Source organism: Collinsella sp. TF08-11AT, from assembly GCF_003437035.1.
Classification (GTDB): Bacteria; Actinomycetota; Coriobacteriia; order Coriobacteriales; family Coriobacteriaceae; genus Collinsella.
Genome location: NZ_QSRL01000003.1, coordinates 96,940 through 111,797, shown reverse-complemented (window position 1 = coordinate 111,797; position 14,858 = coordinate 96,940). Strand labels below are relative to the sequence as shown.

The following is a 14,858-nucleotide window of genomic DNA, read 5'->3' as shown; positions in this document are numbered from 1 at the left end:
GCTAGCTGCTCGCCTTTCGATACCCCGTGGCAAACGAAGGGTCGTAAAGCTTGCTGCGCTCGTACGACTCCGCTTGCGCGCCGTTGTGCGCAAGCCCGCCACGAGCTCCGAGCACGCGGCCCACCACCACGAGCGCCGTGCGGTCGATGCCCTCTCGCGCGCCCGCATCGGCGAGCGTGCCCACTGTGCAGCGCACCACGCGCTCCTCAGGCCAGGTCGCCTTGTACACGAGCGCCGCCGGCTCGTCGGAGCTGCGGCCCGCGGCCAAAAGCTCGGCGGAAAGCTCGGCGAGCATACCCGAGCTCAGGAAGATGACCATAGTCGAGCCGCTTTCCGCCATGGTGCGCATGCCCTCGCCCGCGGGCATGGGGGTACGTCCGGAAAGCCGCGTGATCACGACCGACTGGCTGATTCCCGGCAGCGTGTATTCCTGGCGAAGCGCCGCCGCGGCACCGCAAAAGCTCGACACGCCGGGCACCACCTCGTAGTCCACGCCGCGCGCGTCGAGCGCGTCCATCTGCTCCTGGATGGCGCCGTACAGGCACGGGTCGCCCGTGTGCAGGCGCACCACTTCCTCGCCCCGCGCATCTGCCGCGCACATCACGTCGAGCACTTCCTCCAAGGTCATGTGCGCGCTGTCGTAGACGACGCAGGATTCCTTGCACTCGGTGAGCAGCTCGGGATTCACAAGGCTTCCCGCCCAAACGACTACGTCGGCCGCGCGCAGAAGGCGCGCCCCGCGCAGCGTGATAAGGTCGGCGGCGCCCGAGCCTGCGCCAACGATATGAATCATCCGAGCCTTCCCTTCCCGTTTCTCATCGCAACCGTTTACGCCGCCATTCGCGCAGCGGGCAAAACACGGCGCCTGCGGCGGCAATCGGCGCAAATACGCAGGCAGGAGGCGCAATGCCGCCCGCGCTGGCTTTGACACGTTCACAAGTGCCCACTATCATAGTAAAAGTTTCGGCAACGAGCATATGACAATCGGATAAAAGGAAATGACCGGCGCGGCGCCTGCACAGCCCGCGCTGGCTTGCGGAGGGAACCAGGTGGGAATCCTGGGCAAGGGACATTACTGTATAGGACGCGCGGGCGAACCGCCTCGCGCCCCAAGCCAGACTGCTTCGCCTTTTCCTCACGGCATCGCCGTGGCGTTAGCTCCTTGTGAACCCCGAGGGGTGCGCTTTTCTTTCGCTTGTGCCGACAAGCAACTGTCGCCGGGGGACCGGCAAACCGAGGAAAGGAAAAACCATGTCCGACCAGATGTCACGCCGCGGCTTCATGGGCGCCGCAGCAACCGGAGCCGTCGCGCTCGCCGGAGTCGCGCTCGCGGGCTGCTCCAACACCTCCGCGAGTTCCGAGAAATCTAGTGAAAAGGAGAAGGCCGCGAAGCCGGTCATCCTCGTCACGAGCTTCGGCACGAGCTACAACGACTCGCGCCACATCACCATCGGCGCCATCGAAGACGCTATCCGCGAGAAGTACTGGCAGGACTACGACATCCGCCGCGCCTTCACCGCGCAGATCATCATCGACAAGCTGAAGAAGCGCGACGGCATCACGATCGACAACATGACCGAGGCGCTTGACCGCTGCGTGGAAGACGGCGTGAAGGAAATCGTCGTGCAGCCGACGCATCTCATGGCTGGCCTGGAATACGCCGACGTGAAAGACGAGCTCGACAAGTACGCCGACAAGTTCGACAAGATCTCGCTCGGCGACCCGCTGCTCACCTCCGACGACGATTACAAAAAGGTGGCCGCAGCCATTAAGGAGAACATGGCGTCCTTCGACGACGGCGAGACGGCGCTGTGCCTCATGGGCCACGGCACCGAAGCCGATTCCAACGCCGACTATGCCAAGATGCAGGAAGTGTTCAAGAACGAGGGTTTGACGCAGTTCTTCGTCGGCACCGTCGAGGCTGAACCGACCTGCGAGGATGTTATCGCCGCCGCGAGCGCCGCAGGCTACAAGAAGGCCGTGCTCGCGCCGTTCATGGTGGTCGCGGGCGACCACGCGAACAACGACATGGCAGACGAGACCGACCCCGACAGCTGGGCTGCGAAGTTCGTGGCCGCCGGCTTCGAAGTGACGTGCCTGCTCCAGGGTCTGGGACAGAACGTCGCGGTCGACGACATCTACGTCTCGCACGTGGACGACGCCATCGCCAAGCTGTAAACTCGCCGCGCACGGGGGCGCCGGTCGCGTCCCCGTGCAACGGGCATGCGCCTTTCCCCGACTGACGACGCATGCCCGTTGCATTCGCATCCCGACCGCTCACCGCACGGCGCGGGCGGTAGAAGCGATTGAAAGGAACCCCCTCCATGTTGAAGAAAACCCTCGTCTTCGCCCTGTCGGCGGCGCTTTGCGCGTTCTCGCTCGCCGGCTGCGCCGGAAATTCAATCGACAGCGCAAAGGCAAGCGATGCCGATTCCCAGGAAAAGACCGAACAGGCGGCCGATGCGCCCGCGGGCGCAAGCGCTGCCCCCATCACCGCCGACAAGGTGGCCGACGGCACCTATCCAATCACCGTAGATTCCAGCTCGAACATGTTCAGGATCGTGGACGCCCAGCTCATCGTGGAAAACGGCTCCATGCACTGCGTGATGACGCTTTCCGGCACGGGCTACGGCAAGCTCTTCATGGGCACGGGCGACGAGGCTGCCGCCGCGAGCGAGGCCGACTTCATCCCCTATGTGGAAAACGCGGAAGGCAAGTACACCTACGACGTGCCCGTTGAAGCGCTCGACGAGGACACCGCCTGCGCCGCGTGGAGTATTAGAAAAGAGCAGTGGTACGACCGCACGCTTGTGTTCGAATCCGCCGGCGTCGATCTGCGCGCCGACGCACTGAAGTAACGCCATGCGGTCGATTCTTCCCAAAGGGGAAAACAGGAAGCGCCACAGCATCGCGGCGCGCGCGATCGCCTGCGTTCTCGTCGCCCTGCTCGCGCTTCCCTTCGCGGGGTGCAGTGCGAGCCCGAACGCGACCGGTGGCACGGCGGGCTCTCAGGAATACACGGTGAGTGTCTCGCTTTCCGGCGGGTCAGGGCGCGCAAGCATCGCCTCACCCACCACAATTGTGAAGGATGGCGACACCTACACCGCGACCATCACCTGGTCGAGTTCGAACTACGACAAGATGACCATCGACGGCGTGGACTACGCGCCCGTAAACGACGGCGGCAACTCCACGTTCGAGATACCCGTCACGCTCGACGAGGACATCGCCGTGTCGGCCGAGACCGTCGCCATGTCGACGCCGCACACCATCGACTACACGCTCCACTTCGACTCATCCACCATGAAGGAGAAATCGGGCGACGATGCAAGCAGCGGCTCCCCTGCGGGAACGGCTTCAAGCGCCGCGGCCGACTTCCACAACGCCGATTTGGGCTGCGGCTGGGAACCGACGGGGGCGCTTCAGCTTGAATACGCCGAGCACTTCACTGTCGACGAGTTCGAAGGCGGCCTGCGGCTTATCTGCGTTTCGAACGGGGAGCGCTTCCTCGTGGTGCCGCAAGATGCGAAGGTACCTGATGGGTTAAGCTCCGACATCGCGGTCATAAGGCGCCCCGCCGACAAGGTGTACCTCGTGTCGTCGGCGACGATGTGCCTGGTCGACGCGCTCGATGCGAACGACAATATCTTAATGTCGGGCACGAAAGCCGACGATTGCTCGGTCGCGGGCTTCAAAAGCGCGCTCGGAAGTGGGGCGATCGCCTACGGCGGCAAGTACAGCGCGCCCGACTACGAGCGAATATCGGCCTCGGGCTGCACGCTCGCCATCGAGAACACCATGATCAACCACACGCCCGATGTGAAGGAAAAGCTGCAGAAGCTCGGGCTCGTCGTGCTCACCGAACAGTCGTCGAGCGAGCCCAAAGCACTCGGGCGCGTCGAGTGGATTAAGCTTTTCGGCGTCCTGTTCGACAAGGAAGACGAGGCCACGCACCTGTTCAACGAGCAGAAGGCCCGCGTCGAGCAAACGTCGGGGCTCGCGTCGTCAGGTAAAACCGTGGCGTATTTCTACATTAACTCGAACGGGGCCGCCGTCACGCGGCGGGCGGGCGACTACGTGGCGCAGATGATCGAGCTTGCAGGCGGCAGCTACGCGCTCGATGACGCGCAGACGGCGTCGACGTCAGGTTCGTCAGTAACGCTCGAAATGGAGCGCTTCTACGCGACAGCGAAGGATGCCGACATCATCGTCTACAACGGCACCATCGACGAATCGGTTGCCACCTTGAACGACTTCGTAGGCAAAAACGCGCTATTGTCGCAGTTCAAAGCCGTGAGGAACGGCAACGTCTGGGTCACAAGCGCCGACATGTACCAGCAGATGACTTCTACCGCCGACATTATCGACGAGCTGCACGGGGCGTTCACCGGCGATGACACGAGCGACTTCCATTATCTGAGGAAGCTCGGCTAGCACCATGAGAAGCCGACTTTCCATGGCATACGACGAATCGGGGCGCGCCGCGCGGTGTCGCGTCGTGACGGCGCTGCTCGCTGTTGCCCTCATCGTGCTCATCGGGACCAACCTGTGCATCGGGAGCGTGCTCGTGCCCGCAGACCACATCCCCGGCATCCTTTCGGGCGGCGCGGCCAATTCCATGGAAAGCCAGGTCATCTGGGAGATTCGACTGCCGCGCGTACTTTCAGCCGTGCTTCTCGGCGGGGCACTTTCGCTCTCCGGGTTCCTGCTGCAGACGTTTTTCAACAACCCCATCGCCGACCCGTTCATCTTGGGCGTCTCCTCGGGCGCAAAGTTCGTCGTCGCGCTTACGATGATCGTACTTCTGGGCGCAAACCAGGCCATGTCCTCGCCGGCCATGGTGGCCGCAGCGTTTCTGGGCTCGCTTATCACCATCGGTTTCGTGCTCCTCATTGCACGGCGCATAAGTTCCATGGCCATGCTCATCGTGGCGGGCGTCATGGTGGGATACATCTGCTCGGCGGCGACGAACTTCCTCATCGCCTTCGCCGACGACCAGTCCATCGTGAACCTGCACAACTGGTCTTTGGGTAGCTTCTCGGGTTCGAGCTGGGACGACATCGCGGTCATCGCGGTCGTGGTGATCACCGTGAGCGCATGCGTATTCGCGATATCGAAGCCCCTTTCCGCCTTCCAGCTGGGAGAAGCCTACGCGAAAAGCGCCGGCGTGAACGTCGAACGCTTCCGCGTGGTGCTCGTCCTTCTAGCGAGCATGCTCTCCGCCTGCGTGACCGCGTTCGCTGGTCCGGTGTCGTTCGTAGGCATCGCGGTTCCGCATCTCGTGAAGTCGGCGCTAAAGTCGTCGAAGCCCATCCGCGTGATTCCTGCGTGCTTCTTGGGAGGCGCCATCTTCTGCGCAGGCTGCGATTTGATCGCGCGCACGCTGTTCTCTCCCGTCGAGCTTTCCATCAGCGCCGTCACCGCCATCTTCGGCGCTCCGGTGGTTATCGCGCTCATGTTGAAGACGCGGGTGAGATAGATGGGGGAATTCGTGCCGCGGCCCAAAACGCTCGGAGGCGACATTCTATGCTTAGACAGTCCTGAGCTCGCACGAAAGCGCCAGAAGGCACTTTCGGCTCGTGCGGAACTGCGCGCGGAACGCCTCCTCCGAGCGGAGCCGAACCTCGAAACTCCGGTCGAAACGCAGGCTGACGGAGCGCCGCTTTTCCGCATAAGCGACCTGTCGGCGGGCTACGACAAGAAGGTCGTAGTAGAAGGCGTCGATCTGGAGGTTCGCGCGGGCGACGTCGTGGCACTCATCGGGCCGAACGGCTCGGGCAAGTCGACCATCTTGAAAACCATCACACGCCATCTGGCACCGCTTGCCGGCGCGGTCGAGCTCGACGGGCGGGAGATTTCCCGATGGAAGACGGCGGAGTTCGCAAGGAACCTTGCCGTTATGCTGACAAATCGCCCCCGGACCGAGCTCCTCACCTGCCGCGATATCGTAGAGGCGGGAAGGCATCCCTACACCGGACGAATGGGCACACTCTCGCCCGACGACCATAGTCGGGTCGGCGAGGCCATGAAAACCGCACATGTGGAAGAGCTCGCCGAGCGCGACTTCATGCAGATAAGCGACGGGCAACGCCAGCGCGTCATGCTCGCACGCGCCATCGCGCAGGATCCGCGTGTGCTCGTGCTCGACGAGCCCACGTCGTATCTCGATATCCGCTACCAGATCGACCTGCTGCGAATACTTCGCCACCTTGCGAAATCGCGGAATGTGGCTGTCATCATGTCCATCCACGAACTCGAGCTCGCGCAGAAAAGCGCCGACAAGGTGATTTGCGTGAAGGACGGCCGGGTCTTCCGCGCCGGCGTACCCGAGGACATATTCACGCGCGAGACGATTGGCGAGCTCTACGGCCTTCAGCATGGCACCTTCAACGAGCGCTTCGGCAGCGTGGAAATTGGACACCCGCACGGCGATGCGCACACGTTCGTCATCGCCGGCGCAGGTACGGGGTCGGCTGTGTTTCGCCAGCTCATCCGGCAGGGCAAGGCGTTCTACGCGGGCGTTCTGCACGAAGGGGACATCGACTCCGAGCTCGCGCGCGACTTGGCGGCGGAATGCGTGGTCGAGCGCGCCTTCGAGCCGATCGGGGATAAAACCATAGCCCGCGCCAAAGAGCTCCTCGTCCACTGCGCGCGCCTTATCGTGTGCCCCGTCGCCTTCGGCACCATAAACGCCCGCAACGCAGAGCTCGTCGAGTTCGCACGATCGCATGGTATCGAGGTCATGCAAGCGTGCGAAGGCGCATCGGAGGATTCCCAATTGGAGTGGGAAGGATAAACTGGACTTTCTTTTAAGGATCCTCAGGCTACAGCTCCTACGCGGCGAGGTCTACAAGGCGCCGGAGAACTTCATGAACAGGAATTTCCACGCCGACGAGCCCAATTAGGCCTAATCCAAGCGAGATTCCAGACTCGACAGGCCATTGAGAGTCAGGTCGTTGGCGACCTCAGAGACGCGCTCAATAGGAACCGAGCCGTCAGACAGCGCCCACGTGCGATAGATACCGATAATGCCTGACAGCAAAAACGCCAGATAGTAGTCGAACATCTCATCCTTAAGGCCATGGGGCAGCAGATTGCGCTCGGCAATCTCGTGCTCGAGAGGTGCACGAAGACGAGCCATAAAATCATCGAGCGGAATGTTCTCGATCAGCTGACGATTGAGCACCAGGTTGTTGCATAACGCCTCGTTAACGGTTTTAAAGAAGGTCGCCGCCGCTCCCAGGGCGCGCTCGTTGGTGTCACCGTCCATTGAAGCAAGCGTTTTCTCGACCGAGTCGACAATCATCTCCACCACATCGACGGCAATGGCATCGAGCAGGCCGTCGACCGTACCAAAGTGAACGTAAAAGGTCTTGCGGTCGACATTGGCCTCGCGCGCGATGGCACTCACCGTAATGTCTGCCAGCGGCTTTTCCATGAGCAGGCGCTCGAAAGCGGAAAGGATGGCATTGCGGCTGCGAACGATGCGGCGATCAATACGCGGTTTGCTGGTGGCCATGGGCGTGTCCCTTCGATATGCGGGCATTCATCAACAGATGAGAGATAATCTACGTAAGAGGATTATCCCCCATCCGGCACAAAAAAGCCCGGCAATATGAAGAACGCACGACTGCCCTACTGCGACTTAGGGTGCTTCTTCTTATTGAGTGCCGACGGAGATACGCGAATACCGTCGCCTGTCTGGCGCACATAGGCTTTATGAGCCGGCTTAGCGGTCCCAGAAGCCTTCTGAGCGTGCTTCTTGGGATCAACGGTAACAGCATTCGTGGGGTGCGGCTTAGTGGGCGCAGAGGGCGTCTGAGGCGTGCGGCCGAGTATGCGCATCACGCGATCCCAGCGCGCATGGATGCTCTCGTTGTGGGCGCTCTTAAGGCCCAACAGGGGCGCAGCCAAAATGGTCGGCGCAATAAACGTAATGAGGCGCCACAGCAGATAGCCGGCGGTCGAAGCCGACCCAAAGAAATGACCCAAGAACAATGCAAAGCCGCCCTCAGCGCCACCAGTTCCACCGGGCAAGGGGACCGCAGAGCTCAACAGCTGGACAAAGGCGCTCGCGGCCATGACCGAGAAAAAGTCGACCTCGTGGTGGCCAAAGGCAAGCATCAGGAAATACGGCACGAGGTAGAAAAACGCGAGCTGCATCATGGTGATGACCACCGTGAGCAGCATGGACGAAAAGTGGCCGGCTGAAAGCTTGAACTTCTCGGAGAAAGAGTAGATTTCGCCGTCGACAAACGTACGCCAGCCCTCAATCTTGGTGGCCGAGACGCCCATTCGCTCGAGCCAATTGATAATGCAGTGCGCGACGCGCGTGACGGTCTTAGGCATGAGCGCGACGGCAAAGATGCCAAGCAGAATGCAGCAGTGACCGCCAAAGCTAAAGACGCACAGCAGCGTCATGTCGCCATAGCGCTCGGCGAAAAACGGCATTCGGGCAAGCAGCAGAATGGCGCCCCAGGCAACGAGGCCAAACTGATACACGATAAAGCGCGTGAACTGCGTGGCACCGGCCTCGCCGACATTTTGGCCTGCCTTGGTCAGGCGGTAAATCTGGGCGGGCGTAGAGCCCATCATCATGGGCGTCAGGTTGCCAAAGAAGATACCGCTCGCCTCGACCGAGATCAGGTCGCGAATGCCGACGGGCGAATAAGGGTCGAGCCAAACGGCGATCGCATAGGCCACAATGCCAAAGAACAGATACATGAACATGCAAAGACACGCGATAACGAGCCATGGCGCCTGGACGCTCGACATAGCGGCCCAGAACTGCCCCATCTGCCCGGTTACCACCAGATAGACGATATAACCCACCAGCACGACGCCGATAAAGATGGCGCCGCGGCGTGCGCTCTTATTGTCATCTCCGCCCGAGGCCTCAACCTCGACCTGGGGCTTAGACGTATGCTGAGAGGACTCCGTCATGAGACTCCTTCTAACAGCCAAAATATCTTGGTTATTGTACCCGTAAGGGCCATAGGCAGAACGCAAAGCTCTGGTTCAAACGGGAATTGCAGACGGTTGTTTGAAAATAAAAAACCAGGCCTTCCATGGGAAGACCGGGTATCAGATGCGTGGTAGCCCGTACCAGATTCGAACTGGTGATCTCCGCCTTGAGAGGGCGGCGTCCTAAACCGCTAGACGAACGGGCCATAGACCTCAGCAGAAAAGAAGTGGTAGCCCGTACCAGATTCGAACTGGTGATCTCCGCCTTGAGAGGGCGGCGTCCTAAACCGCTAGACGAACGGGCCACATGACATCTGCACTGCCGTGCTGCGAGGACATATATTACGGGACAAAAAACATCAGCGCAAGAAGAAATTCCAAATTGCCGAAAAAATTGTCGGCAGGTTATGGAACGCGCAGGTAAACTGGGTAGCTAATTCAAGTTGAGATGGACCAAAAGAGCTTCGCGCTCGTTGGAAATGTTGTCTTCGATCACGGCGTCGAGGGCGGAGTTGAGTAGCTGGCCTAGCTCGGGCCCCGGCTTCACACCGGCGCGGATCAGGTCGCCGCCGTTAATGGCGAGCATCTTGAGCGTATAGGGCTCCCCCGCCTTCAGCAGCTCGTGCGCCATCGCGCGCATCTCCTCAATCGTCTCGACGTAATAGAAGCACGACGGGGCCTTACCAAGTGTGTCAGCACGCTTAAGATCCATGAGCTCGTCCATCAGACGCGGCGTGTCGACGCCCTCGCCCGAAAGCGCGCGCATCATATTGAGCAGGCAGGAGCGCTCGGGGCGCAGCGGCTTGTCATGGTATTTGATGAGCAGGCACACATCGCGCACCAAATCGTGCGAGAGCGCCAGGCGATCCATAATGACGCGCGCCTTCTTGGCGCCGAGCTCGGGATGACCGTAGAAGTGGCCGCTGCCGGCGTGATCGACCGTAAAGCAATCGGGCTTGGAGACGTCATGCAAAAACGCTGCCCACATTAAGCTCGGCGAAGGCGCCACGCCATCGCACAGCGCCAGCTCCCCTGCCACCGTCAGCACGCGGGCGATATGTTCGTAGACGTTAAACGCATGATAGACACTGCGCTGGTCAAACCCACGAGCCGGCGCAAGCTCGGGCACGGCGGCGCAGATGAGCTCGGGGTAGCGCAGCATCGCGTCTCCCCCGTGGCCGGTCGATAGAATGCCCTCGAGCTCAATACCCACGCGCTCGCGCGCCACGGCATCGAGCAGCGGCGCGCACTCGGCAAGGGCACACTTGGTCTCGGGCTCAATCACAAAGTCCAGGCGGCAGGCAAAACGCACCGCACGCAACATGCGCAGGGCATCCTCGTTAAAGCGGCGCTTGGGATCTCCGACGGCACGAATCAGCTTGCGGTCTAGGTCGCCCTGGCCATCGTAGCGGTCGACAAGGCCGCGCTCGGGATGCCACGCCATGGCATTGACGGTAAAGTCGCGGCGCGCCAGATCGTCCTCAAGCGAAGCGGCGCGCTCCACACTCTGAGGATGACGACCGTCGGTATAGAAGCCGTCCAGGCGATAGGTGGTGACCTCAATGCGCTCGCCATCGCAAATAGCCGTAATGCCGCCAAATTTAATGCCCGACTCAACTACCGCAATGCCGGCGGCCTCGAGTGCCGCCTTGGACTCCAGCCACAGGCCGCTGCAGCACATGTCGACATCGTGGCTGGGGCATCCCATCAGCGCATCACGTACCCAACCACCCACGTACCAAGCCTCAAGACCTGCTGCCTCAAGCGCACGCAGGACACGGATAGAGGCATCGGTCGGCTGCGTACCGTTGAGCGAAACATTGCACATGCCTATGGCCTCCTGCGACTATCAAATTGGCTATCGATTGCGTCTGCAAGAAGTCTAGCAAGAAACAGCCTCCACTGCACACGCAAGTCCGATAAACAAAAACGCATCCGTCCTGGTCTAAGACGGATGCGAAATAATTGAACTATTCAGGCAAGGTGCCGGAACTAGCAAACCTGACGGATTGCAATACCCTTCTGATACTCATCGACCTTGGCAAAATCGCCCAGACCGGGGCACTCGACCACGTTAGCGCCGGTGGCCATCGAGAGACGCAGGGCGTCCTCGACGCGCTCCGGGGCGTCGTGCCACACGGACAGGAAGGCGGCCAGCGAAGAATCGCCGGCGCACACCGTCGACAGCAGCTTAACCTCAAAAGTACGGTTGGCAAACCAGATGTGCTCGCCGTTGGAGAAGTACGCACCGGCGCCGCCGAGCGTCAGCAGCACGTTCTTAGCGCCCTTGGCGTGCAGCTCGGCCATGGCACCCTTGACGGACTCATCGTCGCCGCCGCTTACCTTAATGCCAAAGATATCGAGCAGCTCGTCGTCATTGGGCTTAATCAGCAGCGGCTCCATGGCAATGAGGTCTGCCAGCTGATGGCTCGAGATATCGAGCACGAACTCGGCCCCCTTGGCCTTGACGCGGCGCAGGACCTCGGCCAGGAAGCCCTCGGAAGTGTTGGGAGGCAGCGAGCCGCTGATGACCAGGCAGGTCATGTCATCGAGCGAATCGATGAGCTCAAACATCTCCCGCTCGTTGGCCTCGTTGATGGCGGCACCGGCGTTGACCATGTTGTACTCGGTGTCGGGGCCGGCGTTGAGGAACACATTGACGCGCGTGATGCCGTCGGTCCACACGGGCTTGACGGGCACGCCCAGGGCCTCGGCGCCCTTAACGATAAACTCGCCCGAGAAACCGGCGAAAAAGCCCAGGATCGTGGTGTCGACGCCGTAGTGGTCGAGCGTAAACGAGACGTTGAGGCCCTTGCCGTTGGGCGTGTAGACGGCGTTGCGGGTACGCGTGACGGTGTTGGCAGCAAGACCGTCGCAGGTGATGTTGTAGTCAATGGCGGGATTTGCAGTGAGCGTGTAAATCATGAATGTTCCTTTCACAAGGCAACGTGTTAATGAAAGTATATTCCACGCATCGGTAAAAGGCTAGGACAACTCGGTGAACGGTGTGGAAGCGATGAAGTACGGAAGGACTCCTCTCCCCCGTGGCGGAACAAAAAGGCGCCCCAGCCGAAACCGGGGCGCCGCATGCGCACGAATATGTCGCGTTTCGATTACTGACGATCGAGCTTGCGGACAGCAACGCGCTTGCTGTACTCGTCAACGTGACCGAAGTCGCCGATGCCGACGGACTCAGCGACGTTGGCGCCGGTGGCCATAGCGAGCTTCATGGCCTCCTCGACGTTGTCGCGATCCCTGTACCACTTGTGCAGGAACGCAGCGAGGGTGCAGTCGCCGGCGCAGACGGAAGAGACCAGCTTGATGTTGAACTCACGCTTGGCGTACCAAATGTCCTCGCCGTTGGAGAAGTAGGCGTCGCCACGGCTACCACGGGTGAGCAGCACGTTCTGAACGCCCGCGTCGTGAGCCATCTTCATGGCAACGCGGACCTCGTCGTCGGTGTCGACCGGCACGCCGAAGATAGCCTTCATCTCGTGATGGTTCGGCTTGATGAGCAGCGGCTTCTTGTGAGCGAGCTCCTTGAGCTTGTCGGAGGACAGGTCCAGGACGACATCGGCGCCACGGGCCTGAGCGTGCTCCATGACCTGAGCCAGGAAGTCGGGCGTAGCTTTGGGAGGCACGGAGCCAGAGACGATCAGGCACTCAAGATCGCCCGCGGTGTCCAGGATGTTGTAGAGCTCCTCCTGGTGCTGCGGCGTAATAGGAGCACCGGGGTTGAGGATGCCGTACTCGTGCTGGCCATCGTTGACGTAGGTGTTGATACGCGTGATGCCGTCGGTCCAGACCGGGCGGCACAGGCAACCCAGGTTCATGACCTCCTCGACGATAAACTTGCCCGTGAAGCCAGCGAAGAAGCCGAGCGCGACGGTGTCGACGCCCATCTTCTTAAAGGCGAAGGACACGTCGAGGCCCTTGCCGTTAGCCGTGTAGCTGGCCGAGCCGGTGCGGACGTTCTCATCGGGCTCGAGCGGAGAGCTCGAAACCGTCATGTCGACAGCCGGGTTAGCGGTTAGCGTGTAGAACATTTACAGTACCCCCTGTATATGTGAGGGCCGCGTGATTGGCCCATTCCAACCACGCGGTTACCTCTGATACCAAATTAGCGAGCAGCAGACTCGAGCAGCGCCTTGACCTCGGCGGCAGTGTTGCAGGCGAGTGCCTTCTCGGCGAGCTCGTCACACTCGGCCTTGGTCCACTGGCTGATGGTCTTGCGGGCGCGCAGGATGGACGGAGCGCTCATCGAGAACTCCTCCAGGCCCCAGCTGATCAGCAGCGGCTCAAGCAGCGGATCGGCAGCGGCCTCGCCGCACATGCCGACCATGATACCGGCCTTCACGCCGCTCTCGATGATGTTCTTGAGCGAGCGGAGCACGGCGGGATAGTACACCTGGTACAGGTTGGAGATGGTGTCGTTGCCACGGTCGGCGCACATGGTGTAGCCGATGAGGTCGTTGGTGCCGATAGAAAAGAAGTCGGCGACCTCGGCCAGACGGTCAGCGAGCAGCGAGGCGGCAGGCGTCTCGACCATAATGCCGACCTCGATGTTCTCGTTGAACTTGCGACCCTCTTCGGTCAGCTCGGCCTTGCACTGCTCGACGAGCTCCTTGACGGCCACGACCTCCTCGACGCAGGTGACGAGCGGGATCATGATCTTGACGTCACCAAAGGCGCTGGCGCGCAGCAGGGCGCGGAGCTGAACCTTGTACTGGTCGGGATTGGCCAGGCAGTAACGCACGGCGCGGAAGCCCATGAAGGGGTTCTCTTCCTTGACCATGTGCAGATACGGAATCTCCTTGTCGCCGCCCACATCGAGCGTGCGGATGATGACCGGAGCACCCTTGAGCGCGCTGGCGACCTTACGATAGGCGTTGAACTGCTCCTCCTCGGAAGGAAGCTCAGCAGAGTCCATGAACAGGAACTCGGAGCGGAACAGACCGATAGCCTCGGCGTCGTGATCGAGCGCGTTGGGCACGTCATCGGGGCTACCGATGTTGCAGGCGATGATCTTCTTGATGCCATCGGCAGTCACGGACGGCTTGCCACGGAAGGCCTCGAGGGCTGCCTTCTCGGCAGCGAAGGCCTCGGCCTTGGCGGTGTAGGCAGCGAGCGTCTCCTCGTCGGGATCGGCCTCGACGATACCCTTGCCACCGTCGACGACAACGGTCATACCGTTGCGCAACGCGGTGCAGCTGTTGGAAACCGAAAGGACAGCCGGGATCTCGAGGGCGCGCGCAATGATCGCGGAGTGCGACGTGCGGCCACCGGTCTCGGTGACGATACCGGCAACGTGGGCCTTATCGATCGTGGCGGTCATGGACGGCGTGAGGTCGTGCACGACAACGACGGTATTCTCGGGCAGGACGGAGAGGTCGACGACCTCCTTGCCCAGCAGCTCGGCCAGAATACCGGTGCGGATGTCGGCGATGTCGGCCGCGCGCAGACGGAACATCTCGTCGTCCATGGACAGGAACATGTTCTCGAACATGGTCGAGGTGTCCATGAGCGCCTGCTCGGCGCAGGTGCCGCCGTCAATGGCGGCGTTGATGGCGTCGGTCATGCCCGGGTCCTGAGCCAGGACAATGTGTCCGCTCATGATCTCGGCCTCGGCCTCGCCCACCGTCTCCTTCATGTGGTCGGCCTGAGCCTGGGTCTTCTCGCAGAAGACCGAAAGAGCGGACTGATAGCGCTCCTTCTCTGCTGCCGAATCAGCAACCTCGTGCGGCTCAAACGTCAAGTCGGGATCGACGGCGACCATGACGGTGCCGATACCGATGCCCTCGGAAGCGTTGACTCCCTGATACATTCCCATTCCTCTCTCCGTGTCATGTGATAAAGCGTTTTGCCATATCCATGACAAAAGAGCGCAGCTACCT

Annotated in this window: 12 protein-coding genes and 2 tRNA genes; 5 read left to right on the top strand and 9 right to left on the bottom strand. The window is 61.2% G+C overall.

Features of this window, described 5'->3' with window-relative positions:
* Position 1: 1 nt before the first annotated feature.
* Entirely contained in the window at positions 2 to 793 is a 792-nt protein-coding gene (cobM, locus tag DXC79_RS03550) for a precorrin-4 C(11)-methyltransferase (RefSeq protein ID WP_117635170.1), read from the bottom strand.
* 458 nt (positions 794 to 1,251) lie between these two features.
* On the opposite strand from cobM, the gene DXC79_RS03545 reads away from it, so the two are divergent.
* The 5 genes from DXC79_RS03545 to DXC79_RS03525 all read left to right on the top strand — a co-directional run bounded on the left by DXC79_RS03545 (position 1,252) and on the right by DXC79_RS03525 (position 6,796).
* A complete protein-coding gene (locus DXC79_RS03545) occupies positions 1,252 to 2,178 on the top strand; it encodes a sirohydrochlorin cobaltochelatase (protein WP_117583469.1) in 927 nt (308 codons plus the stop codon).
* A gap of 146 nt (positions 2,179 to 2,324) precedes the next feature.
* Complete coding sequence (locus DXC79_RS03540) at positions 2,325 to 2,858, top strand: hypothetical protein (protein WP_117635169.1); 534 nt, start codon at positions 2,325 to 2,327, stop codon at positions 2,856 to 2,858.
* Between the two features lie 4 nt (positions 2,859 to 2,862).
* Entirely contained in the window at positions 2,863 to 4,434 is a 1,572-nt protein-coding gene (locus tag DXC79_RS03535) for an ABC transporter substrate-binding protein (protein ID WP_147327476.1), read from the top strand.
* Positions 4,435 to 4,456: 22 nt separating this feature from the next.
* On the top strand, positions 4,457 to 5,479 hold the full coding sequence (locus DXC79_RS03530; protein ID WP_117635167.1) for an iron ABC transporter permease: 1,023 nt from the start codon (positions 4,457 to 4,459) through the stop codon (positions 5,477 to 5,479).
* The gene (locus tag DXC79_RS03525) at positions 5,480 to 6,796 is read left to right on the top strand and encodes an ABC transporter ATP-binding protein (RefSeq protein WP_117635166.1); all 1,317 of its coding nucleotides are present in this window, start codon (positions 5,480 to 5,482) and stop codon (positions 6,794 to 6,796) included. It abuts the gene before it with no gap.
* Positions 6,797 to 6,907: 111 nt separating this feature from the next.
* On the opposite strand, the gene DXC79_RS03520 is transcribed toward DXC79_RS03525, so the two are convergent.
* From DXC79_RS03520 to ptsP, 8 genes are all read right to left on the bottom strand, one after another.
* Positions 6,908 to 7,519 carry a TetR/AcrR family transcriptional regulator gene (locus DXC79_RS03520; protein WP_158550957.1) on the bottom strand — a complete coding sequence of 204 codons (612 nt, stop codon included), beginning with the start codon at positions 7,517 to 7,519 and terminating at the stop codon, positions 6,908 to 6,910.
* A 116-nt stretch (positions 7,520 to 7,635) separates the two neighbouring features.
* A complete protein-coding gene (locus DXC79_RS03515) occupies positions 7,636 to 8,943 on the bottom strand; it encodes a lysylphosphatidylglycerol synthase transmembrane domain-containing protein (RefSeq protein ID WP_117635164.1) in 1,308 nt (435 codons plus the stop codon).
* A gap of 150 nt (positions 8,944 to 9,093) precedes the next feature.
* Positions 9,094 to 9,170, bottom strand: a tRNA-Glu gene (locus DXC79_RS03510).
* Between the two features lie 22 nt (positions 9,171 to 9,192).
* Positions 9,193 to 9,269 (bottom strand) — tRNA-Glu (locus DXC79_RS03505).
* Positions 9,270 to 9,397: 128 nt separating this feature from the next.
* Complete coding sequence (locus tag DXC79_RS03500) at positions 9,398 to 10,792, bottom strand: CCA tRNA nucleotidyltransferase (protein WP_117635163.1); 1,395 nt, start codon at positions 10,790 to 10,792, stop codon at positions 9,398 to 9,400.
* Between the two features lie 164 nt (positions 10,793 to 10,956).
* On the bottom strand, positions 10,957 to 11,889 hold the full coding sequence (locus tag DXC79_RS03495; RefSeq protein ID WP_117635162.1) for a 1-phosphofructokinase family hexose kinase: 933 nt from the start codon (positions 11,887 to 11,889) through the stop codon (positions 10,957 to 10,959).
* Between the two features lie 188 nt (positions 11,890 to 12,077).
* Entirely contained in the window at positions 12,078 to 13,010 is a 933-nt protein-coding gene (locus DXC79_RS03490; RefSeq protein ID WP_006233969.1) for a 1-phosphofructokinase family hexose kinase, read from the bottom strand.
* 74 nt (positions 13,011 to 13,084) lie between these two features.
* Complete coding sequence (ptsP, locus tag DXC79_RS03485; protein WP_117635161.1) at positions 13,085 to 14,788, bottom strand: phosphoenolpyruvate--protein phosphotransferase; 1,704 nt, start codon at positions 14,786 to 14,788, stop codon at positions 13,085 to 13,087.
* Between the last annotated feature and the right edge of the window lie 70 nt (positions 14,789 to 14,858).